The sequence below is a fragment of the Geothrix sp. genome, from assembly GCF_049292215.1.
Lineage (GTDB): Bacteria > Acidobacteriota > Holophagae > Holophagales > Holophagaceae > Geothrix.
The window spans coordinates 28280-53792 of the sequence record NZ_JBATQW010000024.1 but is presented as its reverse complement, the minus strand read 5'-3'; the positions used below and the strand labels follow the sequence as shown (position 1 = coordinate 53792).

General features: G+C 66.9%; 27 protein-coding genes. 12 read left to right on the top strand and 15 right to left on the bottom strand.

The features are described from left to right. The 8 genes from WAS25_RS04845 to WAS25_RS04810 all read right to left on the bottom strand — a co-directional run. The coding region (locus WAS25_RS04845; protein ID WP_422310384.1) for a hypothetical protein at positions 1-442 on the bottom strand (442 nt) is incomplete at its 3' end. Continuing rightward, positions 439-1395, bottom strand: coding sequence for a VWA domain-containing protein (locus WAS25_RS04840; RefSeq protein WP_422310383.1), 957 nt, complete (start codon positions 1393-1395; stop codon positions 439-441). The genes WAS25_RS04845 and WAS25_RS04840, both read right to left, overlap by 4 nt. Next, positions 1392-2186: a hypothetical protein gene (locus tag WAS25_RS04835; protein WP_422310382.1), complete on the bottom strand. Its 795-nt coding sequence runs from the start codon at positions 2184-2186 to the stop codon at positions 1392-1394. Before WAS25_RS04835 ends, WAS25_RS04840 begins: the two co-directional genes overlap by 4 nt. Beyond that, a complete protein-coding gene (locus tag WAS25_RS04830) occupies positions 2183-2947 on the bottom strand; it encodes a DUF58 domain-containing protein (RefSeq protein WP_422310381.1) in 765 nt (254 codons plus the stop codon). The genes WAS25_RS04835 and WAS25_RS04830 overlap by 4 nt, the downstream gene beginning before the upstream one ends. Before the next feature lie 53 nt (positions 2948-3000). Beyond that, entirely contained in the window at positions 3001-4434 is a 1434-nt protein-coding gene (locus tag WAS25_RS04825) for a DUF4139 domain-containing protein (RefSeq protein WP_422310380.1), read from the bottom strand. A gap of 150 nt (positions 4435-4584) precedes the next feature. Continuing rightward, positions 4585-5010, bottom strand: coding sequence for a hypothetical protein (locus tag WAS25_RS04820; protein ID WP_422310379.1), 426 nt, complete (start codon positions 5008-5010; stop codon positions 4585-4587). 107 nt (positions 5011-5117) lie between these two features. Continuing rightward, positions 5118-5783 carry a YggS family pyridoxal phosphate-dependent enzyme gene (locus WAS25_RS04815; protein WP_422310378.1) on the bottom strand — a complete coding sequence of 222 codons (666 nt, stop codon included), beginning with the start codon at positions 5781-5783 and terminating at the stop codon, positions 5118-5120. Beyond that, positions 5780-6478: a zinc ribbon domain-containing protein gene (locus WAS25_RS04810; RefSeq protein ID WP_422310377.1), complete on the bottom strand. Its 699-nt coding sequence runs from the start codon at positions 6476-6478 to the stop codon at positions 5780-5782. Before WAS25_RS04810 ends, WAS25_RS04815 begins: the two co-directional genes overlap by 4 nt. A 213-nt stretch (positions 6479-6691) precedes the next feature. Here WAS25_RS04810 and WAS25_RS04805 point away from each other — a divergent pair, with 213 nt between their 5' ends. The 6 genes from WAS25_RS04805 to WAS25_RS04780 all read left to right on the top strand — a co-directional run bounded on the left by WAS25_RS04805 (position 6692) and on the right by WAS25_RS04780 (position 13647). Further along, positions 6692-6979: a co-chaperone GroES gene (locus WAS25_RS04805; protein ID WP_422310376.1), complete on the top strand. Its 288-nt coding sequence runs from the start codon at positions 6692-6694 to the stop codon at positions 6977-6979. Between the two features lie 29 nt (positions 6980-7008). Beyond that, positions 7009-8637, top strand: coding sequence for a chaperonin GroEL (gene groL / locus WAS25_RS04800; protein WP_422310375.1), 1629 nt, complete (start codon positions 7009-7011; stop codon positions 8635-8637). Positions 8638-9070: 433 nt separating this feature from the next. Continuing rightward, positions 9071-9823 carry a 4Fe-4S dicluster domain-containing protein gene (locus WAS25_RS04795; RefSeq protein ID WP_422310374.1) on the top strand — a complete coding sequence of 251 codons (753 nt, stop codon included), beginning with the start codon at positions 9071-9073 and terminating at the stop codon, positions 9821-9823. Beyond that, positions 9820-10986: an NrfD/PsrC family molybdoenzyme membrane anchor subunit gene (gene nrfD, locus WAS25_RS04790; RefSeq protein WP_422310373.1), complete on the top strand. Its 1167-nt coding sequence runs from the start codon at positions 9820-9822 to the stop codon at positions 10984-10986. Before WAS25_RS04795 ends, nrfD begins: the two co-directional genes overlap by 4 nt. A 3-nt stretch (positions 10987-10989) precedes the next feature. After that, the gene (locus WAS25_RS04785; protein ID WP_422310372.1) at positions 10990-12516 is read left to right on the top strand and encodes a sensor histidine kinase; all 1527 of its coding nucleotides are present in this window, start codon (positions 10990-10992) and stop codon (positions 12514-12516) included. A gap of 9 nt (positions 12517-12525) precedes the next feature. Further along, positions 12526-13647, top strand: coding sequence for a response regulator (locus WAS25_RS04780; protein WP_422310371.1), 1122 nt, complete (start codon positions 12526-12528; stop codon positions 13645-13647). A 10-nt stretch (positions 13648-13657) separates the two neighbouring features. Here WAS25_RS04780 and lipA read toward each other — a convergent pair whose 3' ends face one another. Beyond that, positions 13658-14563 carry a lipoyl synthase gene (gene lipA, locus WAS25_RS04775; RefSeq protein ID WP_422310370.1) on the bottom strand — a complete coding sequence of 302 codons (906 nt, stop codon included), beginning with the start codon at positions 14561-14563 and terminating at the stop codon, positions 13658-13660. A 240-nt stretch (positions 14564-14803) separates the two neighbouring features. Between lipA and WAS25_RS04770 the strand changes: the two genes are divergently transcribed. From WAS25_RS04770 to WAS25_RS04760, 3 genes are read left to right on the top strand one after another with little or no spacing between them, the layout of a single operon-like run. Next, complete coding sequence (locus WAS25_RS04770; protein WP_422310369.1) at positions 14804-15619, top strand: segregation and condensation protein A; 816 nt, start codon at positions 14804-14806, stop codon at positions 15617-15619. Beyond that, the gene (locus WAS25_RS04765) at positions 15616-16071 is read left to right on the top strand and encodes a hypothetical protein (RefSeq protein ID WP_422310368.1); all 456 of its coding nucleotides are present in this window, start codon (positions 15616-15618) and stop codon (positions 16069-16071) included. Before WAS25_RS04770 ends, WAS25_RS04765 begins: the two co-directional genes overlap by 4 nt. Before the next feature lie 41 nt (positions 16072-16112). After that, on the top strand, positions 16113-16769 hold the full coding sequence (locus tag WAS25_RS04760) for a tetratricopeptide repeat protein (RefSeq protein WP_422310367.1): 657 nt from the start codon (positions 16113-16115) through the stop codon (positions 16767-16769). Here the strand turns inward: WAS25_RS04760 and uvrC are convergent, their stop codons facing one another. Next, positions 16770-18596 carry an excinuclease ABC subunit UvrC gene (gene uvrC / locus WAS25_RS04755; protein WP_422310366.1) on the bottom strand — a complete coding sequence of 609 codons (1827 nt, stop codon included), beginning with the start codon at positions 18594-18596 and terminating at the stop codon, positions 16770-16772. It abuts the gene before it with no gap. Positions 18597-18603: 7 nt separating this feature from the next. Next, positions 18604-19251: a DUF5808 domain-containing protein gene (locus tag WAS25_RS04750; protein ID WP_422310365.1), complete on the bottom strand. Its 648-nt coding sequence runs from the start codon at positions 19249-19251 to the stop codon at positions 18604-18606. A 37-nt stretch (positions 19252-19288) separates the two neighbouring features. Between WAS25_RS04750 and WAS25_RS04745 the strand changes: the two genes are divergently transcribed. After that, complete coding sequence (locus WAS25_RS04745) at positions 19289-19912, top strand: MBL fold metallo-hydrolase (RefSeq protein WP_422310364.1); 624 nt, start codon at positions 19289-19291, stop codon at positions 19910-19912. Position 19913: 1 nt separating this feature from the next. On the opposite strand, the gene WAS25_RS04740 is transcribed toward WAS25_RS04745, so the two are convergent. Then, complete coding sequence (locus WAS25_RS04740; protein WP_422310363.1) at positions 19914-20531, bottom strand: hypothetical protein; 618 nt, start codon at positions 20529-20531, stop codon at positions 19914-19916. Between the two features lie 98 nt (positions 20532-20629). Here WAS25_RS04740 and WAS25_RS04735 point away from each other — a divergent pair, with 98 nt between their 5' ends. After that, the gene (locus tag WAS25_RS04735; protein ID WP_422310362.1) at positions 20630-21400 is read left to right on the top strand and encodes a slipin family protein; all 771 of its coding nucleotides are present in this window, start codon (positions 20630-20632) and stop codon (positions 21398-21400) included. Here WAS25_RS04735 and WAS25_RS04730 read toward each other — a convergent pair. Beyond that, positions 21387-23360: a transglutaminase domain-containing protein gene (locus tag WAS25_RS04730; protein WP_422310361.1), complete on the bottom strand. Its 1974-nt coding sequence runs from the start codon at positions 23358-23360 to the stop codon at positions 21387-21389. The two genes, WAS25_RS04735 and WAS25_RS04730, sit on opposite strands and share 14 nt — an antisense overlap. Next, entirely contained in the window at positions 23351-24472 is a 1122-nt protein-coding gene (locus tag WAS25_RS04725; RefSeq protein WP_422310360.1) for an anhydro-N-acetylmuramic acid kinase, read from the bottom strand. Before WAS25_RS04725 ends, WAS25_RS04730 begins: the two co-directional genes overlap by 10 nt. 164 nt (positions 24473-24636) lie before the next feature. On the opposite strand from WAS25_RS04725, the gene WAS25_RS04720 reads away from it, so the two are divergent. Next, positions 24637-25215, top strand: a complete 579-nt coding sequence (locus WAS25_RS04720; protein WP_422310359.1) for a hypothetical protein — start codon at positions 24637-24639, stop codon at positions 25213-25215. A 12-nt stretch (positions 25216-25227) separates the two neighbouring features. Here WAS25_RS04720 and gatC read toward each other — a convergent pair whose 3' ends face one another. Next, a complete protein-coding gene (gene gatC, locus WAS25_RS04715; protein WP_422310358.1) occupies positions 25228-25512 on the bottom strand; it encodes an Asp-tRNA(Asn)/Glu-tRNA(Gln) amidotransferase subunit GatC in 285 nt (94 codons plus the stop codon). Position 25513 lies beyond the last annotated feature (1 nt).

The window sequence follows — 25513 nt, the reverse complement described above, 5'->3', positions numbered from 1 at the left end:
GCACCACGGCCCGCAGGGCCTCCCGCAGCAGGGTGCGGTCCTCCCCGGGCGGATGGATGGGGATGTCATCGCCCGTCAGCAGGTCCAAGCCCCACCGGATGCCCGGCTGCGGACGCGACCAGATGCGGTCCAGGGCGGTCACGGCCGCCTCCCACCGGGTGCGGCCACCTGCATCGGACACGGTCATGGAGCGGCTGGCATCCAGCACCACATGGACCGTCAGCCTGGGGAACTCCGGCAGGCCCCAGCGGGGTTCCGCCAGACCCAGGCCCAGCCCCGCGACCATCAGCGCCAGGCCCAGTCCCTGCCAGAGCGGCCGCTGGCCCACGACCTGCACGCCGAGGCCGGGCCGGAGGTGGGCGCGCAGCGCCAGGACTAGCAAGAGCAGGACGGTGCCGCCAGTCGGGGCCAGCACCCAGGGGTGGGAGAAGGGCAGGGTCATGGCCCCTCCACCCAGGCGGGCCGGGGTCTGCCCCGCTTGAAGGCCAGGTCCACGGCAAGGGGAAGGGCCAGCAGGGCGGCCGCCAGCAGGAACCACAGAGTCATTGGCCGGCCCTCCGTGGGTGGGTCCACGGGCAGCAGCGTCTTCTCCAGGCGGTCCACGGAGGCGAGGCTGTTCTCGAGGCCGACCGGGTCTTCGGCACTGAAGGACTCGCCGCCCGTGAGGTGGGCGACCTGCTGCAGGGTGGCGTGGTCCACCTCCACCCGGAGGCGGGCGAAGCCGCCGCCCTCCAGGGGAACCAGGCTCTCGCCATTGCTGCCCAGCGCCACGGCGTGGATGCGGATGCCGTTGCGGCGGGCCTCCTCCGCGGCCTCCAGGGGCGTCACCCGGCCACGGTTCTGAACCCCGTCCGTGATCAGCAGGATGACACGGCTGCGGGCCGGGCTGTCCTCCAGCCGCCGCACGGCGGTCATGAGGGCCGAGCCGATGGCCGTGCCGTCATCCCGGCTGTCGATGTCCAGGCGTGCCAGCATGCGTAGCAGCCGCAGGTGGTCGGCGGTGAGGGGGCTCAGCGTCACGGGATGGGCGCTGAAGAGAATGAGGGCGAAGCGGTCGTCCGGGCGCCGCAGCACGAACTGGGCGAGGGTACGCCGGGCGGCGTGCCAGCGGTCCTCGTCGGGCCGGTCCAGGATCCGCATGCTGCTGCTGCCGTCCAGCACTACGGCCAGGTCCACCACCGGGGCCGCACCCCGTAGTGGTGTGCGCCACTCGGGACCGGCGGCGGCAAGGCTCAGGGCCAGGGCCAGCAGGATGGGGATCCAGTGGGAGGTGAGGCGGGCCAGTCGGCTGGAGGGGCGGGAGGAGGGGATGCCCCAGCGGTAGACGACCCGCCAGGCCCAGACTACCAGCGGCACCGCCAGCAGCATCAGCAAGGGATGGCGGAGGGCGATCACGGCCGGACCTCGTCCTGTGCCTTGGCGGCATGGATGACGGCCACGAGCTGTTCAGTCGAGGGGAAGGGCGGGTCGGATCGCCCGAAGCGGGCCGCATCCAGGCTGCGGAGCCAGAGCACCCACGGGCCCAGCGCCCGGTCCTGGAAGTCCGTCGTGCCCCAGGCCCTTGCCGCCTCGCCGAAGCGCGCGGCCAGCAGGTCACGGCCCAGGCCGTGGGCGGCATCCAGCGTGGTCCGCTCGCGGTCGGTCGGAGGCCAGTGCCGCTGGAAGGCATGGACCGCATGGGACAGCCGGCGCTGGGCGGAGCCCCGCCGCCAGCGACGGACGCCCCAACCCACGAGGGCCGCGGGGGGCACCAGCAACAGGCTGGCCCAGGCCCAGGGAAAGGGGATGGCCGGCAGGCGGTCGTCGTTACCCCCTCCGAAGCCCACCCAGGGGCTGCCGTAGGGGATGCTGCGGGGCACCCACAGGCGCAGCTCCGGGCTGCGCTGACCGTTGCCCAGGTCCAGGGCGGGGACCACCGCCAGGCCCGGCTCCAGCGCCTGCACCTGGAAGCGCCAGCCGCGACCGTCCGGCAGTGGTTCCAGGGCACGCAGGTACAACGGGCCCAGGCGGTCCTCCACCGTGGGACGCGGTGGGGCGGGAGATGCCTCATCGGTTTCACGCAGCTCCAGCACCTGCAGTTCGCCCAGCTTCGATTGGGGTGGGGCCTTCCATTCGGGGGCGGCAAGGGCCGGCAAGGCTGCGAGCCCAGAGGCCAGCACCAGGCGACCGCCTCTGGTGGGCCTCACGCGCCCCCCGCCCGCAGCCAGCTGTTCAGCTTCACCACGGGGTCGTCCAGCAGGTCCCAGCGCTGCCGCTCGATGGCCGGGCTGAAGCCGGGATCAGGCCAGGTCATGCCCTTCCGGTTCGCGCGGTCCTCGGGCTGGAACCACACCAGGCGATGGCGGGTGGCCAGGGGCTTCAGCAGGGGCGCCACGCCCTGAAGTCCCGAGCCGTTGCTGAAGAGCCAGAGTCGGTGCCCCTTGCCGTGTTCCCCCCAGTGGCCCAGGGCCTCGCGCCAGGAGGCCTCGGTGGGAAGGGAGGGCCCCCGCTCGGCCAGGGTCTCTAGGATGCGCAGCCCGTGGATGCGGCCGCGCTTGGGGGCGATGCGCAGGGCCGGCGTGCGGCTGTCGCCGGGCACAATGAGGCCCAGGCGATCCCCCGTGGCCTGCAGGGTGGCAAAGGCGGCGCCGCAGAGCTCCAGGGCCCAGCGCAGGGGTGAGACCGGATCGCCCAGGAACATGGAGGGGGAGGGATCCACCACCAGCCACAGCACCAGGTCACGGCTGCTCTCGAAGCGCTTCATGATGGGCTCGCCTGTGCGCGCCGTCAGGGGCCAGTTGATGAAGCGGGGATCATCCCCTGGCACGTAGGGTCGGTTCTCCACGAAGGTGAGCCCCGCGCCCTTGAACTTGGAAGGGTGCTGGCCTTCCGTGCCTCCGCCCAGACGCCCACGCAAGCGCAGCGGCAGGCGTCGCAGACGGGCGAGGAAGCGGGCGGGCAGGGGCATGGGGGTTCAGTATGGCGCAGGTGCCGCGGCTCCAGGCTGGCCGGGTGTGGTTCCTACCACTTCACCCTTACCCGGTACGTCAGCGTGGCGCTGCCCTCGGCGGGCACCGTGACCTTGAAGCGGGCCGTGCCCGAGGCCTCCTTGATGGCGGGCTGGCTGCTCTGCAGCACTTCCCAGTCGCCGGGCATGGGTTCCAGAAGGGTCACGGTGACGGACTCCTTCTTGGCGTTCTTCAGCTCCACCTCGAAGGCCGACTCGTACACGTAGCCGAACTTCCCCTGGCGGCCCAGGCTCTTGAAGTCGGTCTGCTTCCGCTTGGCGGTGAGATCGAAGGCATCGCCCAGCTTCAGGCGCACCAGCTCATTCTTGGGGGTGTGGTCCACGTGGTCCTCGCCCACGAACTGGGCGCGGCCCTCGCTGTCGCGCTTGTAGACGCGGATGATGCCCTTGGGCAGGGGCATGCCCAGGCGGCTGGACTCCTTGTTGTCGAACTCCACGAACACGCCCACCTTCTGCTTCTCGCCCAAGTCGCCATAGCTGCCGGAGTAGTAGTGGTTCTGTCCCTGCAGCAGGTATTCCTTGCGCACCGGCACGCCGCTGGCGCTGAGCAGGGCCACCTGCTTGGTCTGGTTCACGGCAAGGGTGGTGGGGCGGTCCAGGGTGTAGAGGTGGTATTCAAAGAGGCTCTCCTCGGCCATTTTCGGAGCTGCGGCCTTCATCCGCATTTCCGACATGACGGCACCGGCAACCATGTCCCTGCGAGGCTCCCGGGCCCGGTTCACATCCCCCGCCACCAGCTGCAGGGTGGCGTTGGGATAGGTGGCGCCGCTCTGGTTGGTGAGGGTCACCCAGCCGCTGAGGTCGAGGGTCTTCTCGTCCGATGACAGGTTGGCCACGTAGTCGGCGCGCCAGGAGAGGCCACCCGTGAGGTAGCTCAACTCCAGCTGCTGGGCCTTGTCCACGCCGCTGTTCAGGCTGATGACCAGCGTGGGCCGGGCCCGCAGGTTGCCGGGCACCCTGGGATACACGATGCGGCCGGGGATGCTGGTCTCGATGCGGTCGGCGAACTGCAGCACCGTGCCGTTGTTGGTGGCCAACACCGTGGCCTCCTCGCGGACCTCCCTTGAGCCCGCGCCGTCGGCGTTGGGTACGCCGCGCACCACGGTGACCTTTTCTCCCACATATTTCTCCAGCAGCTTCTGGGGCGTGAGCAGGTCGAAGTCGAAGTTCTGCTCCGCCACCCAGAAGTCCTTCGCGTGGGTGAGATTGCGCAGCAGGGCCGTCTCGGGTCGGATCTGCGCCGACACTTCCTGGAAGGCCAGCCGCGCCTCGCCCCTGGGCAGCCGCACCTCGCGGGTGTCCTTCACCAGGGCCAGGTTGTCGTTGTAGATCGTCACCGCCAGGCCTTTCTGGTCCTTCAGCATGGTGGGCGTCTCCTGGGCGACGAGCAGCGCAGGCAGGGCGGCGAGGAGCAGGGTGGGGCGCATGGAACCTCCGGGGTGGGTGCCGGGCAGGAAAGGGGCCCGATACATGGTCATGCCTCGAGGAAAAGAATCCTTTCACCCCGTTTTGAGCAGGGGAATGCTTTCCGTGGCAACCCTGAACTTGCCGAAGCGAGTAACAATTCTGGACCGTGGCTAGCTGAGGTTGCCGTTCGCCGCCAGTTCCTGGATCCTCGCCAGGGCCGAGTCCAGCTGGCCCTGGAGCAGCTTCTCGGCGCCCATCATGGCCATCATCGTGGGAATGTCGGCTTCGTCCACCAGGCGCAGGGTGCTGCCTTCACCCGCTGAGGCGATCTCGAAGCGCAGCTCGTGGTCGAACAGCTTCTTTGTGCCGGGCACCAGGCTCACCAGCTGGCCGGGGGTGCGGGTCTTGGCGATCAGCTCCTGGGGCATCTTCATGCCCATCACCTCGATGACGTAGCTGTGCGCGTCGGCCGTGCCCTGGAAGTTCATGGCGGCGGGTTCGAGGAAGGCGCGGTGTTTGGATAGGTCGGAAAGAAAGGCGTAGAGGGCATCCGCGGAGATCGGCAGGGTGGCGGTGGCGGTCTGTAGGGTGGTCATGAAGACTCCAGGGGTGAAAGGAAATGATCAACGCAAAGGCGCAAAGGCGCAAAGCAAGACCCTCCATTGCCTTGCGGTCTTCGCCTCCTTGCGTCGGATGTTCCAGGTCAGCGCGACCGCTCCCCGAAGAAGGCCGTACCGATGCGAACCTGATCCGAACCCGCGGCGATGGCTGCTTCCAGGTCGTCGCTCATGCCCATGCTCAGCAACAAGGGCTGGCCTAGGTCCTGCTGCAGTCGGTCGCGCAGGGCGGCCATCTGGAGGAAGGCGCCTTCATCGTCGGGTGGGGGGATGGCCATGAGGCCGCGCAGGGGCAGCCGCGCGTCGTCCCCCAGGGCTTCGATCAGCGCTGGAAGGCCCGTCCCGGTGCAGCCGCCCAGCTTGGTGGCCTCGTCCCAGAGATCCACCTGGATCCAGACGGGCCGCACCACGCCGAGTTCTTCGGCCAGGCGACGCAGGCGCTCGACCAGCTCGGGGCGGTCGAGGCTCTGGAGCTCGGCGAAGTGCTGCAGGGCGGCCTTGGCCTTGTTGCGCTGGAGGGGCCCCAGCAGCACGAAGGCCAGCTCAGGCAGGGTCGCGGCCTTGTCGGCGCCTTCCTGCACGTAATTCTCGCCGAAGCGGGTGAAGCCCAGGGCGGCGGCTTCTCGAAGAAGAGCGACGGGCTGCTTCTTCGAGACCGGTAGCAGCTCGAGGGTGGCGGGATCCCGGCCGGAAGCTTCGCAGGCGCGCTGGATCCGGGCCTGCAGGCCCTCGATGCGCTGGAGCAGGCTCACGGCAGGAAGAGGGTCCGCTGGCAGGATTCGCAGGTGATGATGGTCTTGCCCTCCTTCAACTGGAAGAGCATCGGCCCGCGGAGCTTCACGTTGCAGCCTGAACAGGCACCGTTCTCCACCACCACCACCGCGCGGCCCTGCCGGGCGCCGGCGAGCCGGTGGAAGCGGGCCACTTCGGGCGCGGTCAGCTTGCCCTCCAGCTTGGCCTTCTTGGCCAGGAGCTGCTTCCGGCCAGCCACCTGGTTGGCGTGCTCGTCCAGGAAGACCGCATGCAATTCGTCGAACTGTGCCTGGGCGGCGGCGCGGTCCGTTTCCAGGGTGCCGAGAGCCTGCTCCAGGGTCTGAACGGTGCTCTCGAGGGACTTGAGGGGCTTGGAGACGGCGGCCTTGAGGCGCTCCTTCTCGTCCAATTCGCGAATGGCGGCGGTGTATTGGAGCTTTTGGCTCGTGGACTTCACGGCGGCCCGGGCGCGATCCTCATCCTTCTGGGCCTGGATGAATTCCTTCGACTTCACTGCGATCTGGGCCCTGGCGGTGTCCAGGGCCTTGGTCTTTTCGGCAATCTGCTTCTCGGTGGCCTTGACCTTCGCATCAAGGGCTGCCAGGTCCGGGGGGAGGGCTGACAGTTCCCGCTGGATGGTGGCCAGGTAGTCCAGAGTGGCTTGCAGGTCGCGCAGGGTGGTGAGTTGTTCCATGAATTGAGGCTACACCCCTCAGAAGCCTCCGCAGGGGCTTTCCGTCAGCAACTGTAGGCGAAGAAAATCTTCTATAATTCACTAATATTTTACGTCGGATGAGTCAATTGGGCTTGACTCGCCCCACACTGCAGTGCGAGACTTGGCACTCGCTGTTGGTGAGTGCTAACAGCTTTGTTCGTTCCCACCTTCAATCCTTCTCAAGGAGGTCTCATGGCCATCCAGCCCCTGTCCGATCGCGTCGTGCTGAAGCGCGTCGACGCCGCCGAAACCGTCAAGGGCGGCATCATCATCCCCGACACCGCCAAGGAAAAGCCCATGGAGGCCGAGGTGGTGGCCGTCGGCGAAGGCAAGATCAACGAGAACGGCACCCGCAATCCCATGTCCGTAAAGGCTGGTCAGAAGGTCCTGATCGGCAAATACAGCGGCACGGAAGTGAAGATTGACGGCATCGACCACGTGATCGTGCGCGAAGACGAAATCCTCGCGATCGTCAGCTAACGACCCCAACTGAGACCAAGGAGACACACATGGCCAAGTCCATCATCTATGCCGAAGACGCCCGCCAGGCCATTCTGCGCGGTGTGAACAAGCTCGCCGACGCGGTGCAGGTCACCCTCGGCCCTAAGGGCCGCAACGTCCTCATCGAGAAGAAGTTCGGCTCTCCGCTCATGACCAAGGACGGCGTCACCGTCGCCAAGGAGATCGAGCTCAAGGACAAGCACGAGAACATGGGCGCCCAGCTGGTGCGTGAGGTTGCCTCCAAGACCTCCGACATCGCCGGCGACGGCACCACCACCGCGACGGTGCTGGCCCGCGCCATCTACAAGGAAGGCATCAAGGCTGTCGTGAGCGGCGCCAACACCATGGAGATCAAGAAGGGCATCGACCTTGCGGTCGAGTGTGTCGTGAAGGCCATCGACGAGATCAAGAAGCCCGTGGAGGGCAACGCGATCGCCCAGGTCGGCACCATCTCCGCCAATGGCGACGAAGAGATCGGCCGCATCATCGCCGAAGCCATGGGCAAGGTCGGCAAGGACGGTGTCATCACCGTGGAAGAGGCCAAGGGCCGCGAGACCGAGCTGAACGTGGTCGAGGGCATGCAGTTCGACCGCGGTTACCTCAGCCCCTACTTCGTGACCAACCCCGACCAGATGAAGGTCGAGCTGGAGAACCCCTACATTCTCGCCTACGAGAAGAAGGTCTCCAACATGCGCGACCTCCTGCCCCTGCTCGAGCAGGTCGTCAACAGCCGCCGCCCCCTGCTGATCATCGCCGAGGATGTGGACGGCGAAGCGCTGGCCACCCTGGTGGTGAACAAGATCCGCGGCACCCTGAACGTGGCCGCCGTGAAGGCTCCCGGCTTCGGCGATCGCCGCAAGGCCATGCTCGAGGACATCGCCACCCTCACCGGCGGCAAGGCCATCAGCGAGGACCTGGGCCTCAAGCTCGAGAACCTCACCCTGGCTGACCTCGGCAGCGCCAAGAAGATCGTCATCGACAAGGAGAACACCACCATCGTCGAGGGCGCCGGCAGCACCGAGGCGATCCAGGGCCGCGTCAAGCAGATCCGCGCCCAGGTCGAGACCTCCACCAGCGACTACGACAAGGAGAAGCTCCAGGAGCGTCTGGCCAAGCTCGTGGGTGGCGTCGCCGTCATCAAGGTGGGCGCGGCTTCCGAGACCGAGATGAAGGAGAAGAAGGCCCGTGTCGAAGACGCCATGCACGCCACCAAGGCCGCCGTCGAGGATGGCATCGTGGCTGGCGGCGGCGTCGCGCTGCTCCGTAGCCTGACCCAGCTCGCCGAGTTGAAGCTCACCGGCGATCAGGCCACTGGTGTGGACATCATCCGCAAGTCCCTGCAGGAGCCCCTCCGCCAGATCGCCACCAATGCCGGCGTGGAAGGTTCTGTCGTCGTGAACACGGTCCGCGAAGGCAAGGGCAACTTCGGCTACAACGCGGCCACTGACGCCTATGGCGACATGGTGGCCTTCGGTGTGGTGGATCCCGCCAAGGTGGTCAAGTCTGCCCTGCGGAACGCCGCTTCCGTCGCCTCGATGATGCTGACCACCGAGGCCATCATCACGGAGCTCCCGGAGCCCAAGTCCGCGCCTGCCGGCGGCCCTGGTGGCATGGGCGGCATGGAAGACATGTACTAACCAGCAGCACTCGAGCACGCAAAAGGCCCCGCATCCGCGGGGCCTTTTCTATTCAAGCCGAGGGATGTCAGGGTGAAAAATTCCCTGGTGGTGCGGTGAGCAAATTTTTTTCGAGGGCAGGTTGTGCATCCGCCCGGCCATGACCCACAGGGGATGAAGACGTCCCGTGAGTTCAGAATCGGCTGATCTCAAACCCCCCCGTGCGCACATATTCGAGCAACCAAGGGGACCCCCGAGGCTGGTATCCCTTCAGAATTCAATGCACCCGTAAATCCACTATCTGTCGAATCGCCAGGGCGTGAATCTTACTAATGACAATGAAGTCGTTTTTAATTACTACCCATGGGTTGACTATAGAAAAATCAGGGTGCATGCTTCCATCCGACTCCCCCAGGAATGATTCCTGGGGTCGATTGACAAGGCAGGAGCACCCATGGGCATGGGCCTTCTCATTGATGCCACACGCTGTATCGGTTGCGGCGCCTGTAGCTCCGCATGCAAGGAGCAGAACAAGCTGCCAGGCAAGGTGGAGGAGGTGTTGACGGCGTATACCTGGACGACCCTCCAGGCGCGGGAGGGGCTCAACGTCCGGCGCATGTGCATGCACTGCGAAGTGCCGACCTGCGCCTCGGTCTGCCCCGTCGCCGCCCTGACGAAGACTGCGGATGGCCCCGTGGTCTACGATGCAGAGCGCTGCATGGGCTGCCGCTATTGCATGATGGCCTGTCCCTTCGAGGTGCCGAAGTACCAGTGGGATCGGCCGGTTCCCGTCATCGGCAAGTGCATCCTATGCGCGGGCCGGATCAAGGAGGGCAAGCCCACCGCCTGCGCGGAAGCCTGCCCGGCCGAGGCCACCATCTTCGGCAAGAAGGAGGACCTGGTGTGGGAGGCCCGGACCCGGCTCCGCCAGAAGCCCGGAGAATACGTGAACCAGATCTACGGCCTCACGGAAGCAGGTGGCACCTCGGTGATGATGATTTCGAATGTGCCCTTCGACAAGTTGGGCCTGAAGTCGAACCTGCCTGCGGAGCCCCCGGCCATGCGCACCTGGCAGGTGCTCTCCAACATCCCGGACTTCATCGGGGTGTGGGGTGTCTTCCTCTACGGCGTGCACTGGATTACGGCCCGCCGCGACGATGTGGCCAAAGTTGAGAACCACGGAAACGATCGGGAGGGCCAGTCATGAACACTGTCGCTGCACTGGCGCCTCGCCGCTTCCGACCCGGGTTCTGGACCGCGGTCGCCGTTGTCCTCTTCCTGGCCTTCTGCACCGTCACGGTCATCCGCTTCACCAAGGGCCTGGGCGCCGTCACGAACCTGAGCGACCAGTTCCCCTGGGGCCTCTGGATCGGCTTCGACCTGCTCTGCGGCGTGGGCCTGGCCGCCGGCGCCTTCACCCTGACGGCCGTGGTCCACCTCTTCAACCTGAAGAAGTTCGAGCCCATCGTCCGACCCACGATCCTCACCGGCTTCCTGGGGTACGCCTTCGTGATCGTGGCCCTGCTGCTGGACCTGGGGCAACCCTGGCGCATCTGGCACGCCATCGTCTACTGGAACCCCCACTCCGTCATGTTCGAAGTGGCCTGGTGCGTGATGCTCTACACCACCGTGCTGGCCGTGGAGTTCTCCCCGGTAGTGTTCGAGAAGTTCGGCTTCCATGCCCCGGCGCGGATCATCCACCGGCTCATCACGCCCCTGGTCATCCTCGGCGTGATCCTCTCGACCCTGCACCAGTCCTCGCTGGGATCCCTCTACCTCATCGTGCCAAGCAAGCTCCACCCGCTCTGGTACTCCCCCATGCTGCCTCTCCATTTCTACATCTCCGCCATCGGGGCCGGCATTGGCATGGTGATCCTGGAGTCCTACCTGAGCGGCCGGGCCTTCCGCCGCCACCTGGAGATGGACCTGCTCGAGCCTCTGGCCCGGGGCATGGTCGTGGCTCTGGGCATCTACGGACTTATGCGTCTGCAGGCTATCCGTCGCAACCACGCTTTCGGGAGCATCTTGGACTTCGGATATGAGGGGCAGATGTTCCTGCTGGAGTTCACCCTGGGAGTCATCCTGCCGGTGGTGCTGATGTCCTTCAAGCGCCTGCGGACCCATCCGGATTGGCTGGTGGGCAGCGCCTTCTTGGCGGTGCTGGGGTTCGTGATGAACCGTCTCAACGTGAGCATCACGGGGATGGAAGCGGCCTCCGGCACCCGTTACCTCCCCTCTGGCATGGAGATCATCGTATCCGTGGGCCTTGTGGCGACTGGCATGGCGGTCTTCGCCTTCGCCGTGCGCATGTTCCCGATCTTCCCGGGTGGGCCGGTCACCCGCGGCTCGGAGTCGGAAGAAGGAGCCTGAGCCATGCGTACCCGCATCGGCACCCGTCTGATCCTCGGCGCCGGCCTGGCGACGGCGCTGGTGATCGGCGGCATGTCGGTGGCCATCCTGCGATCCCATACGGCCCAGCTGCTTGCCGAGCGGACCCGAAGCGCCGACCAGCTGAGCGAGACGATCAAGAGCGCCACCCACTTCGACATGTTGGAGAACCGCCGGGAGAACCTGCATCGGCAGATCCGGGGCGTGGGCGGCCTCCATGACGAGGGCATCCGCAAGGTCCGCGTCTTCAACAAGGAGGGGCGGATCATGTTCTCCTCGGCCAGCGAGGAGATCGGCACCAGCCTCGACCCCAAGGGCGAAGCCTGCTACGCCTGCCATGCCGAGGGGCGCCCCCTAGAGCGGCTGGACATCCAGGCCCGGGCCAGGACCTTCCGCGCTGCGGACGGGACCCGCGTGCTGGGCGTCATCAATCCCATCCCCAACGAGCCGTCCTGTTCCACGGCGGCCTGCCATGCCCACAACGCCAAGCAGAGTCTCCTCGGCGTGCTGGACGTGAATGTCTCCCTGGCGGAGGTGGATCAGGAGATCGCCCACAGCCGCCTGGTCATCACAGCATCGGCCATCCTGGCCATCCTGGCCGGCAGCCTCATGTTGTGGTGGCTCAATCGAAGGCTGGTGGTCCGTCCTGTGGCGGCCCTGGTCGAGGGCACCCGCCGCGTCATGGAGGGTGATCTGGGCGTCACCATCCCTGTCAGCGGACGGCACGAACTGGGAGCACTCGCCAAGGCCTTCAACGAAATGACCCGGACGCTGGCGGATACCCAGCGCCAGCTGACCCAGGCCGACAAGCTCGCCTCCGTCGGCCGGTTGGCCGCCGGCGTGGCCCATGAGATCAACAATCCGCTGACCGGCGTGCTGAGCTACGCCTCCCTGTTGCGCAAGCGCATGGAGCATGACGTACCGGCCTGCGAGGACCTGGACGTGATCGTGCGGGAAACAGTCCGCTGCCGCGGCATCATCCGCGAGCTGCTAGACTTCGCCCGGCCCGCGGCCCCGGCGCGGAAGCCCATGGACCTCAACGAAGTGGCACGGCGTTCGGTGTCAGTGGTTATGACGCAGCTGAGCCTGAATCAGGTGAACCTGTCCCTGGATCTCGCGGCGGATCTGCCCCAGGTCCAGGCAGACCCGAACCAGATCCAGCAGGTGATCGTGAACCTGCTGCTAAATGCGGCGGACGCCATCGGGTCCGGGGGTGGCCAGATCCGGGCCATCACCCGCCCGGTGGGTACCAGCGCCATCGAGTTCCTGCTGGAAGACAGCGGAAGGGGGATCTCCGCCGAAGATCTCCCCAGGATTTTCGAGCCCTTCTTCACAACCAAGGGCAACCACGGCACGGGGCTGGGGCTTGCCGTCAGCTGGGGCATCGTGGAGGCCCACGGTGGCTCGCTGGAAGTCCAGAGTCAGCCCGGCCAGGGCACCTGCTTCACCCTGCGCCTGCCGACGGCCATCGGGGCCGACGGCGGAACACCGAACATTCCCACCCTCACCTAGGAGGTCGCCATGACCGCTGTATTGATCCTTCTCATGTTCGTGGCCTTCGTGGGCATCGATTTCGTGGTGCGCACGTCGCTGCGCCGGATGCGCGAGAACCGGGAACGCGAGGCGCGCGAAGCCGTCCTCAACACCGCCATCCGCCTGGACTTCACCCACGAGGCCAAGAGCCTCAAGCGGGTCGCGGTCCCCAATCCCAGGGCCCGCATCCTCGCTGTGGACGACGAGGCCGTGGTGCTGGATTCCTTCCGCCGCATCCTCGTCCTCGAGGGCTTCAGCGTGGACACCGTGGAGCACGGACCGGAGGCCCTGGGCCTGGTGCAGCGCAACGACTACGATTTCGTCTTCACCGACCTGAAGATGCCGGACATGGACGGCGTCGAGGTGGTGAAGGCGGTGAAGCACCTACGTCCCGACGTGGACGTGGTCGTCATCACCGGCTACGGAAGCATCGAGACCGCGGTCCAGACCCTGCAGCACGGTGCCTGCGAGTACGTGCAGAAGCCCTTCACGGCCGATGAGCTCGGCGACTTCGCGAAGAAGCTCCTGATCAAGCGCGAAGCTCGGCTTGAGGCGGCCCGCCGCCCGAATGTCAGGATGGTCTCGCCCGAGATGGCCGAAGTGGTGCCCGCAACCGAATTCTGCGTTCCGGGAGGCGCCTTCCTTTCCCCGGGCCATGCCTGGGTCCGCATTGAGCCCGAAGGACAAGTCCGCATCGGCATCGATGACTTCATCCGCAAGGCGCTGGGCTCCGTGAAGGCGATCGAGCTGCCCGAGCGTGGCAAGACAGTGAAGGCGGGCGACACGCTGTTCACCCTGAAGGGGGCGACCGGCACGGTTCATGTGGCTTCGCCGCTGTCGGGTCGCATCGAACATGACAACGCCGGTCTCAAGACCGATCCCGGCGAGCTCATCCGCAGCCCCTATGACCGCGGCTGGGTCTGCCTCTTGACGCCCAGCGACCTCGCCTCGGAGCTGTCGGGCCTCAAGATCGGCAAGCCCGTCATCGACTGGTACCAGGAAGAGATCACCCGCCTCCGCACAGCGAACGGCCCTCAAGGCGCCGGTCCGCTGGACTGGACGGTCTTTGAACAGCAGTTCCTCGGCGCCGACGAGCACGCCAAGGCCTAGAACGATCGGGTCACTCTGCTGCGGGGGCCTTCGGGTCCCCGTAGCTGTCTCCGGCGTGGTAGCTGGAGCGCACCAGGGGCGCGGATTCCACGCGCTGGAAGCCCATCTCCAGGCCCTGGCGCCGATACAGGTCGAATTCGGCGGGTTCCACGAACCGGTGCAGGGGGAGGTGTTGCTCGGAGGGTGGGAGATACTGGCCGATTGTGGCCACGTCCACGTGGCTTTCCCGCCAGTCGGCCATCAGCTCCAGCACCTGCTCGGCCGTCTCCCCCAGGCCCACCATGATGCCGCTCTTGACCCGCATGGCTGGCGAATGGACGTCCCGCCAGGCCGCCGCCCTGCGCAGCAGCTCCAGGCTCTGTTGGTAGTCGGCGTCCGGTCGCACCCGCTTGTAGAGATGGGGCACGGTCTCCACGTTGTGGTTGAGCACGTCCGGCCGGGCTTCCAGCACGGTCCGCAGGGCCAGTTCGCTGCCACGGAAATCGGGGATGAGCACTTCAATGCCGCTGTGGGGGGAGAGGCTGCGGATCCACTGGATGGTCTGCGCGAAGTGGGCCGAGCCACCGTCCGGCAGATCGTCCCGGTTCACCGAGGTGACCACGGCGAAGCGCAGGCCCAGGCGCGCCACGGCCTCCGCCACCCGCTGGGGCTCCTGGGGATCCAAGTCACCTGGCCGCCCCTTTCCCACGTTGCAGAACCCGCAGTGCCGCGTGCAGATGTCGCCCATGAGCATGAAAGTGGCCGTGCGGTGGATGCCCCAGCACTCATGCAGGTTTGGGCAGCGAGCCTCCTCGCAGACCGTCACGAGGCGCTTCTCGCGGATGAGCCCCTCGACCTCGGCCACCACCTCCGGGGCCGGGATGCGGATCTTCAGCCAGTCGGGTCGGGGGCCGGGGAGGACAGGAGGGCGGGCCATGGCTTTCCATTGTCACCCTCCGTCCTATCATTGCCATCGAACAATGGATTGACTCAGCGATGAACGAGTGTCTTGATCGCCATTAAAGGTAAAGAAAAAAATAATTAACCACTGATAAACACAGATAAACACAGATAAAGATGAATGGGTTCTTTTCATGCAGGTATCGGCGTTCATCGGTGGTTTGAATGGCGTTTTCGGTGGCGGTGCCTGACCCATGGGCCCGGCTAGAATGGAGGAATGTCCGACACCCCCCAGGAACTCCCAGAACCGGTGGCTGAAGTTGTGCCACCACCCGAGGCCCCCAGGACCTTCGAGTCCCCCAAGGGCTTCGAAACGAAGTTCCGGGGCTTGGCGCTCCACCTCACCGCCTTCGAAGGCCCCTTGGACCTGCTGATGCACCTCATCCAGGAGCAGAAGCTGGACCTCCTGAACCTGCCCATGGCGGAGGTCACGCAGCAGTACATGGACTACCTTCGGCTCATGGAGGAGCTGAACCTGGAGATCGCAGCGGAGTTCGTGGCCATGGCCGCGCAGCTGCTCCAGATCAAGTCGCGGCTCATGCTGCCCCGTCCGCCGGAGGCCTGCGGCGAGGACGATCCCCGTGAGGCCCTGGTGCAGCGGCTGCTGGACTACCAGCAGGTGAAGGTCGCCGCCGCGGCGCTTTCGGACCGCGAGTCCGTCTGGCAGAAGATCGCCTTCGCACCCGGGCTTGACCTGGACGACCACAAGCGTGTGGAGGAGGAGCCCATCCGCGCCACCCTCTTCGACCTGCTGGGGGCCTACCGCGAGGCCCTGAAGCGGCTCATGCCGCCGCCGCCTGTGGAGGTCCGCACTCAGCCCAAGTCCCTCGAACAGCGGGTGATGGAGGTGATGCGAGACCTGCAGGATGGCCTCTGGAAGCCCTTCCAAGGCCTGCTGGGCCAGGCGCGCTCCCGCGACGAGCTGGTGCTCACCTTCCTGGCTCTCCTGGAACTGGTTCGCACGGGCCGCATCGCCTTGTTCCAGGGCGAGACCTTCGGCGAGATCCGGGTCAAGGCCGCCGAGGCCGCGTGACCGGCGGGATCGAAGCCCTCCGCACGGCCCATCGCCTGGGTCGTCTGCTGGGCCTGGCCCTCTGCTTTGGCACGCCGGCCCTGGTCGCAGCGCTCATCCTCTCCGGGACTGTGCCCCCGGGCCGGGAGTCCCCCGAGGGGATCCACCAGCAGGTGGGCTACCTTCTCACGGGCCTCGTGTTCCTGTCGGCCGCCTGGGTCTGGTGGCGCAGCGGGAAGGTTCTGAGCGGGTTCCGCAAGATTCCAGATGGAGAACGCCCCGCCACTGTGATCCGGGAAGGCCTGCTCTATGGGGCGGCCCTCGAGGTCAGCACCCTCTGCGGGCTGGTCGACTGGATCCTGGTGGGCGCCCACGCCACCCGCCATGTCTGGGGCTTCATCCTAATGACTCCGGTGCTGTTCCTGGCCCTCGTGCCCGGATACGACCGTTGGGCGAAGCAGCTGGAGGGCTGAGCCATCCAGGTATGCTGGATGCATCCTCCCTAGGAAGGCCCATGCCCGACCCCGAGTCCGATCTCACCGCCCCTGTGCCTTCGCCAGACGACACGGTGAGGCTGTCCGCGGGGGCGCCGGCCGATCCCTATGCCACCCAGCGGCTCAACCTCTCTAAGGACCTTGGGATTGAAGCCACCCCGAAGCTGCGGCCGGGGACGTCAGTGGCAGCCTCTGATCAGACACTGAAGATGATGCGACCCAGAATGGACGAACCGCCCATCCGAGTGCAGCGGGTGGATCAGCCTGCCGAAGCGGAGGGGCAGACGCAGAACCTCCCGCTCCCGCCCCTGACTCCGAGGTCCATCGCCTGGAGGTGGCCCGTCGGCATCGGCGCTCTGGTGGTGCTGGGGGCGGCGGCCTACCTAGTGTTCGCCCGGGGGCCCATCACCCCGCCAGCGAGCCCGCTGGCCGGCCCGGCCGCTGCCAACCCTGGAACGGCGAGCTCGGCCAGGTCCCTGCCGCCGGATGTCCAGGCCTACCTTGACCGGGCCAAGGGCGGGGACACTCACGCCATGCGCATGCTTGGCGCCCTGTATCTGCAGGGACTCAATGTTCCCAAGGACCGCGAGCAGGGGCTCTACTGGTACCGGAAGGCGGCAGAGATGGGCAGCGATGCCGCCCGGGCCGAGCTGAACCAGATCGAAGGCGGCCGCTGATCACCTGGACTCGGTAGCTGGAGTGGCGCGCCAGGCCAGCACCTTCCTGGCGGCCGCGGCTCCAATGGCCCCTGCCAGTTCGGCCGGATCGGCCTCCCGCACCTTGGTGGCGCTGCCGAAGGTCTGCAGCAGTTTCCTGGCAGTGACCGGACCGATGCCGGGAATCAGCGTGAGCTCGGTCTGCAGGGTGCGCTTCGCCCGCAGGGCCCGGTGGTACGTGATGGCGAAGCGGTGCGCTTCATCGCGGATGCGCTGCAGGAGCTGCAGCACGGGCGAGGATTTCGGGATCTTGAGCGGCTCGCTGGAGCCCGGCCGGAAGACCAGCTCCTCTTTCTTGGCGAGGCTGGCCAGCTCCAGCTGCTCCAGCCCAAGCTCCTTCAGCGCGGCTTCCGCCGCGTGCAACTGGCCCAGGCCACCGTCGATGATCACCAGGTTGGGAAACTCCAGGCCCTCGTCCTTCATGCGCCGGTACCGGCGCTTGACCGCCTCCTGCATGTTGGCGAAGTCGTCGTTCTGCTCGTTGGTCATCTTGAAGCGGCGGTAGCGGGCCTTGTCGGGAACGCCATCGGTGAACACCACGCAGCTGGCCACCACCTCGCGGCCCTGGCCGTGGCTGATGTCGAAGCACTCCAGTCGCCGGGGCAGGTGGCTGAGGCCCAGGAAGGCCTGGAGGCCCTCCAGCACGGCTTCGTTGAGGCGCGCCGGTTCGAACTTCCGCTCAAGGGCCAGCCGGGCGTTCTCCTGGGCCATGGCCAGCAGGTCCACCTTCTCGCCCTTCTGGGGGACATGGATGCGGGCCTTGGTGCCGCGCAGGCCCGACAGCCACTCGCGGAGCAGGTCGCCTTCCTCGGGCTCCACCTCCACGAGGAGCTTCGCAGGCACGGGGTCCGCGCTGTAGACCCGTTGGATCACCTGGGCCAGCACGGCGCCATCGAAGGTCTCGATGTCTTCCAGCACGTATTCCTGTCGGCCCATCATGCGGCCCTCGCGCAGCATCAGGCGGTGGACGCAGGCGCGGCCATCCAGCACGGCGCTGCCGTAGACGTCGGTGTCGTCCAGGTCGGCACTGGCGGCCTTCTGCCGCGTGAACCAGGCATCCACCTGCTGGAGGGCATCCCGGTGCTGGGCGGCCTGCTCGAAGGCGGCGGCCTCCGCGGCCTTCCACATGGCGGCCTCCAGGCGGGCCTTCAACTCCTCGCGCTTGCCTTCCAGGAAGAGCCGTGCCTCCTTGGCCTGCTCTCGGTAGGCCTCCTGGCCCACGGCGGCGATGCAGGGGGCGGTGCAGCGGTGCAGCTGGTATTTCAGGCAGGCCCGGCCCCGCTTGCCGTCAATGTCGATGTCGCAGTCGCGGATCTGGAAGAAGCGGTACACCAGCTCCGCGGTGCGGTAGGCGGTGCTGGCGGGGAAGAAAGGGCCGAAGTATAGGCTGCCGTCCTTGCGCACCTTGCGGGTAACGAAGACCTTGGGGAAGGCCTCCTTCCAGGTGAGCTTCACGTAGGGGTAGCTCTTGTCGTCCTTCAGCAGGATGTTGAAGGGCGGCCAGTGCTCCTTGATGAGGTTGTTCTCGAGGATGAGCGCTTCGAGTTCGGTCTCGCAGACAATTAGCTCGATGTCCCAGATGCGCGCCACCAGGCGCCGCGTCTTGGCATCCAGCCGCTTCTGCTGGAAGTAGGACTTCACGCGGTTCCGCAGCACCTTGGCCTTGCCCACGTAGAGCAGGTTCCCGCCCTCGTCGCGGTAGAGGTAGCAACCAGGACGCTGGGGAAGGTCCCCGAGTTTCCGTTGCAGGAAGGGGGACTTCTCGAGGTTGGTGCGCACGGCGGCCACGGGCGGCTCAGCGGGTCCGCGTGAGGCCGATGACCAGGGCCACGGGCAGCAGCAGCAGTGCCAGGATGAACCAGCTGAGGCCGTGGGCGAAGTTGAGCGTCCAGCCCAGGCCCAGCCGCTTGGGCACCCAGAGGGCAGGGTCCTCCGCGTTCACGTAGAAAAGCCCCCAGCGGTAGTGCTCGCTGCGGTCATCCGCTCGAAGGGTCTGCTTCAGTTGCCGCGCCACGAGCACGATGCCGAGGGTGGTCAGGGCCAGGAAGCCGCCGATCATCCAGGCGATCACACCCTGCCCGTGGCGCGGGATGAAGAGGCCGCCTGCCATCATTCCCAGCAGGCCCAGGGGGATCAGGCCCCGGAGTGGAGCCATGGCGGCGCTCTTGCGGCCGTCCGGATCCTGATCCGAACCCACGAAGGCCCGGCCTGTAAGCCAGAGCACGGCCCAGATCGCCGCGGGCAGGCCGAAGGCCAGCCAGGGATAGCTGGTCTGGGAGGTCCAGCCATTGGCGATGCCGCGGGCATTGAAGTGGGTGGGAATGGGATCCGGCAGGCCGCGCATGAGCCCAGGAAGGGCGAAGGCCAGGGCCAGGGCGCCCGCCAGGGGGAGCAGGTCCCAGGGGGAGAGCCAGGGCACTCGAGGTGGATCGACTTGTTCCATGGCCCCAATCTACCGCCGGGTTTGCCACACTGGAACCATGCTGAACCTTGAGACCTTTCCCGTGGGCCCCCTGGGCTGCAACTGTGCGCTCCTCTGGGAGCCCGACACGGGCCTCGGGGTGGTGGTGGATCCGGGCGGGGACGGCGCGAAGATCCGCAAGCGGGTGGAGACCCTTGGCTTCAAGGTCACGGCCCTGCTCCACACCCATGCCCACTTCGACCACGTGGGCGCCACCCGGGAGCTGCAAGACCTCTGGCAGTGCCCCGCCCACCTGCACGGGGATGACACCTTCCTCATCGAGGCTCTGCCCCAACAGACAGGTATGTTCGGCATGCCCGCCATCCCCCAGCCCGAGATGACGGCCCTGGACGCTGGCGATCAGCACCTGGATCTGACGACCCTGCACACTCCGGGGCACACACCCGGCTCCTGCTGCTTCCATGGTGCCTTCGCCAAGGGGCAGGTGCTCCTGGCGGGCGACACGCTCTTCCGGGGTGGCGTGGGTCGTACCGATCTCTGGGGCGGCAGCTGGGACCTGCTGGAGCAGAGCATCCGGCGGGAGCTCTACGTCCTGGACGGCGCGACCCTGGTCATTCCGGGGCATGGCCCCGCCACCTCCCTGGGGGTGGAGGCGGAGACCAATCCCTTCGTGCGGAAGTAGCCTAGCGGCCGAAGCGGAAGACGGCGCTCACCGAGACCCAAGTGATGGCGTCGTAGGGCAGGCCGTCCGGACCGGACTTGTCCACGGCGACGCTGTTGAGGTGCCCTTCGAGGCTGAAGAGCCGGTTGAAGGTGTAGCCGCCACCGACTCGGATGCCGACACGGCCCGACTGGGTGACTTCCGAGTCGCCGTAGTAGGAGAACTCGGCCTTCGCCTTCACCTGGTTCAGGTTCAGACCCGCCAGAAAGTAGCCGCCCCGGGAGGGCGTGCCGGCATTGTAGACATAGTCGGCCCCGAACTGGCTGATGCCGAAAGAGTTCTGGCGGGTGCCATCGTAGTAGCCGGCGCTGTAGATGTCCTGCTTCTTGCTGGCGAACCCGTTGATGTTGGCGATGAGGCGGAGCTGGTGGTGCTGGGTGAAGTTGAAGTCGAGGTGGCCCCCGAAGTGGATGCCGAGCCCGTCGTTGGCGCCCAGGAACTCACCATCCGAGGTCTTCTTGTCGGCGAAGTCACCGGTGGGTAGGCCGAGGCCCACCTGGAGGCCGCCGTTTATGCGGACCGACTGGGCCATGAGGGAGGTTCCGGCGATCAGACAGATTGGGAGGATGAGGCGGCGCATCGTGGCTCCTGTAAAAAGACGACTCTACCATAGCCGAGATATGAGTTGTCTTTCGAGCCCGTGATCCTGGCATGATTGGGACCTCTCAGGGAGTTCCCATGGACACACTTCTGGCTTCGTTCGGACTGCTCGGCCCCCTCGTCATCTTCGCCGTGATCTGGTCCCTCAGCTGTCTCAAGGTCATCAACCAGTACGAGCGGGCCGTGGTCTTCACCCTCGGGAAAGTGGGTGACACCCTCAAGGGCCCCGGCCTAGTCTTCATCTGGCGGCCCATCCAGAAGGCCGTCATCGTCTCCCTGCGCACCACCGTCCTCGAAGTGCCCAGCCAGGACATCATCACCCGCGACAACGTCAGCCTGAAGGTCAGCGCCGTCGTCTACTCCAAGGTGCTGGATCCCAAACAGGCCATTCTGGGGGTGGAAAACTACTACTACGCCACCAGCCAGATCGCCCAGACCACCCTACGCTCGCTGCTTGGCGAAGTCAGCCTGGACGAGCTGCTCGCGGATCGCGAGAAGCTGAGCCTGCGCCTGCGGGAGATGATCGACCGCTCCACAGAGCCCTGGGGCGTGGAAGTGAGCAGCGTAGAGCTCAAAAGTGTGGACCTGCCCGAGCTGATCCAGCGGGCCATGGGCAAGCAGGCCGAGGCTGAGCGGGAGAAGCGTGCCAAGGTCATCGCCGCCGAAGGCGAACTTCTAGCTTCGGAACAGCTCTTGGAGGCCGCCAATAAGATCAGCCAGAACCCCACGGCCATCCAGATGCGCTACCTGCAAACCCTCGCGGAGATCGCGACGGAGAAGAACAGCACCATCGTCTTCCCCCTGCCCATGGAGTTCATGAAGGCCTTCGAGAAGCTCACGAAGAGCTAGGTTCCATGGGGTTCCAACCCCGCCATGCCGCAGCTTCCGCCTTCGCCAGGTCGGATGCCGCAGGGTTTCCTGAGCCATAGGCCAGCCCATCCACGGCATCCGCGAGGAGCAGCAGGGCGCCCGCCCGCTCGGGCCGCAGCCTGCCCAGGCGGAGCAGCCAAGACCTGGCTGTCTCCCCGGGATGAGGAGAGGCACAGGCCCGGACGGAATGGATGAGCGGTCGCAGAACCCGGATCCTACCTGGGTTGTCCGCGGCCGGCCGCCACAGGTCGCGGGTTCGCCAAAGCAGCCATCCCGCCACGACCATTCCAAGACTCCACAGGACGAAGGGAGGCGGGGTCTTCCATCGCCAATGCCAACCCTGGATCCGCTCCTGCAGCCAGGAGAGGCCCACCAGCTGATCCTGGTCGGAGAACCGCACCACATAGCGCTCCCACCGGTAGCTCAGGGCATCGAGCCAGCGTTCCCACGTGCCAAGGTTCCTCATGGCACCGGCCGCCACTGGCCCCTGGGGGGTGGGGTCCGAGGTCCACCAGCGGCCCTCGTGCCAATACTCCACCCAACTGTGCGCCTCATTCTGGCTCACCCGGAAGTAGCCTCCTTCCGGGATCCAGGTGCCCAGGCGGTAGCCGTTCACCACGCGAGCCGGCACCCCGCGGGCGCGCAGCATGAGGGCCATGGCCGAGGCGAAGTACTCGCAATGACCCGCCTGGCTGCGTTCGAGGAAGTCTTCGAGTGGGTTCTGGGCCTTTCCGGACGGATTTTCCAGCGTGTAGGAATAGCGCCGGAGGTTGGTTTCCAGAGTCTGAGCCAGCTGCCGAGTGGGCAGGAACCCGGGCGTGAATCGGAAGCTGGCGCGTCGGGCGGCTTCATGCTCGGGCTCCATCCGGGTGAGCACTTCCAACCGGTGGGGTGAGAGGTGGGACTCGCGCAGGTCGGGCAGCCGCGGGTTCCAGGCCACGGTCAGTGGCACGGTGCGCTCCCTCTGGAAGCGCCACCGAATGCTGGCTCCCGGACCCCGTGCATTCAAAAGCTCGGAGGGGGCCAAGCGGCTCACGCCTGCCGGGAGGGCGAGGATGCCCTGGGGGCTTGGGGAAAAGAGGAACTCGGCCGTGGCGTCTGTCCCTGGTCCTGGTGGAGCGAAGGGGAGTGGGGGCGTGAGGTCGGAGGCATCCCAGCGGGAACCCTGGATGGACTCCAGGGTGATGCCGCGGAGGAGGAGCAGTCCCCGCATCCACTCCGGATGAGTGGCCGGATCCAGTCCGGCTGGGGGCAGGACCCGCAGCGCCACCTCCGGATTGGGCTCGATGGGGCCGGCCCCCACCAGGTCCAGCCGGTCACCCATCCCGGCCCGCCCGAAGCCCCGCGTCACACCGAGGAAGGCGCCGGGACGCAAACCCAGGCTCAGGCGGGGCATGATGACGAAGAACCCGCAGCCCAGCAGCAGGGTCCCTCCCACCCAGAGTGGAACCCTGGCGTAGGGGGGGGGGATGAGCGCGCCACGCCGGAGGGTGGCTGAGGGCTCCCAGCTCTGCTGCAACAGGGCCAGCGTGGCAGATGTGGACCAGGCCAGGGTCCAGAGCAGGAAGTAGAAATCGGTGGCCCCGATGGCGGTAGTGAGGAACAGCAGGAAACTCATCAACAGCAGCTGGCGCTTCTGGGAGGGCTCCCGGGGAAGAATGAGCCGCACCCCGGCCAGGATGAACAGGGTGTGGATGGCCACATAGAACAGTCCCCGACCCCGGGCCAGGTCCGCGAGGAAGAAGATCAAGGCCCCGACTTCCAGCCACCGGTGGTGGCGATTGAAGTCCCAGCGGAAGGCCTCCACAATGCCCGCCGCCACCAGCGGCAGCGCCATGACCATGAGCTCACCAGGCTCGTAGATGCCCGTGGATGCAGTGGCCCCGAGCGCCACCCACAGAGGCAGGTGGTCGATCCAACGGCCCCACCTCACGGCCACACCCAGCTCCCCAGGACCCGCGCGTGCGAAGCGCCCGTGACTTCGGTGAGGTGGCCGGGGAGGCGCATGGCAGAGGCCGCACCCAACAGGGCCCAGCTCACGGCCTCCCGGGCCCCTGAGGGGAAGTCGAGATCATCCTCCAGTTTCAGCTGGAGGCGTTCCGCAAGTTCCGCCCGCAGGCGCCGGTGCCGGGCGCCGCCGCCGCTCACAAGGGCCCTCAGACCCACAGGCCAGGGCCGGGTGCGGGTGGCTTCCACTGCGATGCTGGTGGCCGTGAAGGCCGCCAGAGTGGCCAGCCGATCCGGCAGGGACAGGGCCTCCAGGAGGCTGCGCTCAGCCTCGAACCAGGTCGCGCCGAAGACCTCCCGGCCGGTGGACTTGGGCGGCGGGGCCTGGAAATAGGGGTGGGACAGCCACCTGGACAGAAGGGGTGCCAGAACCGTCCCCGTCGCGTGGGCGCCGTCCGGATCGAAAGGGAGGTCCAGCCACTGCCGAGCCGCCAGATCCAGCAGGGACATCCCTGGTCCCGTGTCCCAGGCGTGGGTGGCCTTCCCGTCCCACATCGCCAGGTTGGCGATGCCGCCCAGATTGAGGGCCAGCCAGGGCCCGGGGCCATGCAGCCAGCGCTCCGGCAGGGGAACCAGAGGCGCACCCTGGCCGCCGACCGCGAGGTCGCGGCGGCGGAGGTCCCAGACCACGGGGCACCCCAGGGCCTCCACCAGCACGTAGGGGTCCGCCAATTGCAGGCTCGCGCCTTGCGCTGGGTGGTGCTGCACCGTCTGACCATGCAGGGAGGCCAAGTCGGGCTGGAGGCCCAGACTGTCGCACAGCTGCCGGGCAGCCAGGGCATGGTGGTCGCCGAGTCGGCGCTGGAGGACGCAGAGACTGCCTGGATCCAGCCGGTTCGAAGCGGCCTCCAGCACCTGCCCGCGGAGCCCCTCGGCATAGGGCAGGGTGAGGTGGCCCAGGAGGCGACGGAATGGGTGGCCCGTTTCGAAGGCGCCGGGATCCACCTCGATGGCCACGGCGTCCACACCGTCGGCGCTGGTGCCCGACATCAGGCCCAGCACGCGCCAGGGCCGGTCGGCCGGGATCGGGATGCGTGGCTGCATGGGGTGATGATGCCAGGATGGATCGACCTTCGGGGGACAGCCTGCGGCTCCCCCGGGTTCGGCGTTCACAGCCCGAGGTTGGACGGCGGTTGGCCGACTTCCGAAGACCAGCGCCTACTCCTGGGGGCTGGTAACGGAGTAGCCTGGATGCCTTGGGGGTTCCCATGACGATGCTCGTCATCCTTCTCATCATCGGTGCCGTGATCTACTTCGCGATGCGTGGCCGGCAGGACCGCCCGGAGCAGCTGGGCGCCTCGCGCCGAGGCTTGCCAACGGGTCCCCTGGAACCCCACGCCTTCCCGTGTCCGTATCCCAAGTGCCCCGCCTGTGGCGCCTCGGGGGACCGGATGAAGCAGGACTGGGATGGCCTGAGGTCGGTGAAGTGGACTTGCGGCTACTGCGGCGCCCTGGCGGGGTTGCAGTCCCTCAAGGACGAGGAACTGCCTCCCTCGGCCCGCCGGCAGCTGGGACTGGATGGCCCCATGCAGGGCTCCATCCCCATGCAGCAGGGGGGCTACGGCAACCCAGGCGGGGGCATGGGCGGCCTGCTCACCGGCATGATGCTCGGCAGCATGATGGGTGGCGGTCACCGCCACGACCGTTCTGAAGGTGGTGATGGCTGGACCGGCGGCGCTTCGGACAGCTCCTCCAGCGACTGGGGCGAGTCCAGTTCCGGATCGAGCGATTGGGGCGATTCCGGTGGTGATTCTGGCGGTGGCGACTCCGGGGGTGGGGACTGGTAGGTCCTGGGTTCGCTACAGCACCTTCGGCACCACGAAGTATCCCCTGTCCTGTGCCGGGGCATTGGCCAGGGCCTCAGCCTGCGTGAAGCCATCCCGCGGCTCATCCTCCCGCCGGGGTAGGGGCCGCCCATGGCCCAGGAGCAGGGGCTCGACTCCATTCAGGGGCAGCTCATCCAGGCTGGCGGCGTGGGAGAGCATCTGCGCCATGGCCACCCGCATGGGCTCGACCTCTTGCTCCTGGAGGCTCAGGTGGGCCAGGGCAGCGCACCTCAGGACATCCTCGCGCGTGACTTCCATG

What these genes read in the sequence shown, in the direction of transcription:
- WAS25_RS04740 (WP_422310363.1), bottom strand. Translation starts at nt 20,531, where the DNA reads ATGCGCCGCCTCATCCTCCCAATCTGTCTGATCGCCGGAACCTCCCTC.
- groL (WP_422310375.1), top strand. Translation starts at nt 7,009, where the DNA reads ATGGCCAAGTCCATCATCTATGCCGAAGACGCCCGCCAGGCCATTCTG.
- WAS25_RS04780 (WP_422310371.1), top strand. Translation starts at nt 12,526, where the DNA reads ATGACCGCTGTATTGATCCTTCTCATGTTCGTGGCCTTCGTGGGCATC.
- WAS25_RS04725 (WP_422310360.1), bottom strand. Translation starts at nt 24,472, where the DNA reads ATGCAGCCACGCATCCCGATCCCGGCCGACCGGCCCTGGCGCGTGCTG.
- WAS25_RS04750 (WP_422310365.1), bottom strand. Translation starts at nt 19,251, where the DNA reads ATGGAACAAGTCGATCCACCTCGAGTGCCCTGGCTCTCCCCCTGGGAC.
- WAS25_RS04720 (WP_422310359.1), top strand. Translation starts at nt 24,637, where the DNA reads ATGACGATGCTCGTCATCCTTCTCATCATCGGTGCCGTGATCTACTTC.
- WAS25_RS04810 (WP_422310377.1), bottom strand. Translation starts at nt 6,478, where the DNA reads ATGGAACAACTCACCACCCTGCGCGACCTGCAAGCCACTCTGGACTAC.
- WAS25_RS04735 (WP_422310362.1), top strand. Translation starts at nt 20,630, where the DNA reads ATGGACACACTTCTGGCTTCGTTCGGACTGCTCGGCCCCCTCGTCATC.
- lipA (WP_422310370.1), bottom strand. Translation starts at nt 14,563, where the DNA reads ATGGCCCGCCCTCCTGTCCTCCCCGGCCCCCGACCCGACTGGCTGAAG.
- WAS25_RS04760 (WP_422310367.1), top strand. Translation starts at nt 16,113, where the DNA reads ATGCCCGACCCCGAGTCCGATCTCACCGCCCCTGTGCCTTCGCCAGAC.
- WAS25_RS04820 (WP_422310379.1), bottom strand. Translation starts at nt 5,010, where the DNA reads ATGACCACCCTACAGACCGCCACCGCCACCCTGCCGATCTCCGCGGAT.
- WAS25_RS04805 (WP_422310376.1), top strand. Translation starts at nt 6,692, where the DNA reads ATGGCCATCCAGCCCCTGTCCGATCGCGTCGTGCTGAAGCGCGTCGAC.
- WAS25_RS04825 (WP_422310380.1), bottom strand. Translation starts at nt 4,434, where the DNA reads ATGCGCCCCACCCTGCTCCTCGCCGCCCTGCCTGCGCTGCTCGTCGCC.
- nrfD (WP_422310373.1), top strand. Translation starts at nt 9,820, where the DNA reads ATGAACACTGTCGCTGCACTGGCGCCTCGCCGCTTCCGACCCGGGTTC.
- gatC (WP_422310358.1), bottom strand. Translation starts at nt 25,512, where the DNA reads ATGGAAGTCACGCGCGAGGATGTCCTGAGGTGCGCTGCCCTGGCCCAC.
- WAS25_RS04830 (WP_422310381.1), bottom strand. Translation starts at nt 2,947, where the DNA reads ATGCCCCTGCCCGCCCGCTTCCTCGCCCGTCTGCGACGCCTGCCGCTG.
- WAS25_RS04770 (WP_422310369.1), top strand. Translation starts at nt 14,804, where the DNA reads ATGTCCGACACCCCCCAGGAACTCCCAGAACCGGTGGCTGAAGTTGTG.
- WAS25_RS04745 (WP_422310364.1), top strand. Translation starts at nt 19,289, where the DNA reads ATGCTGAACCTTGAGACCTTTCCCGTGGGCCCCCTGGGCTGCAACTGT.
- WAS25_RS04795 (WP_422310374.1), top strand. Translation starts at nt 9,071, where the DNA reads ATGGGCATGGGCCTTCTCATTGATGCCACACGCTGTATCGGTTGCGGC.
- WAS25_RS04785 (WP_422310372.1), top strand. Translation starts at nt 10,990, where the DNA reads ATGCGTACCCGCATCGGCACCCGTCTGATCCTCGGCGCCGGCCTGGCG.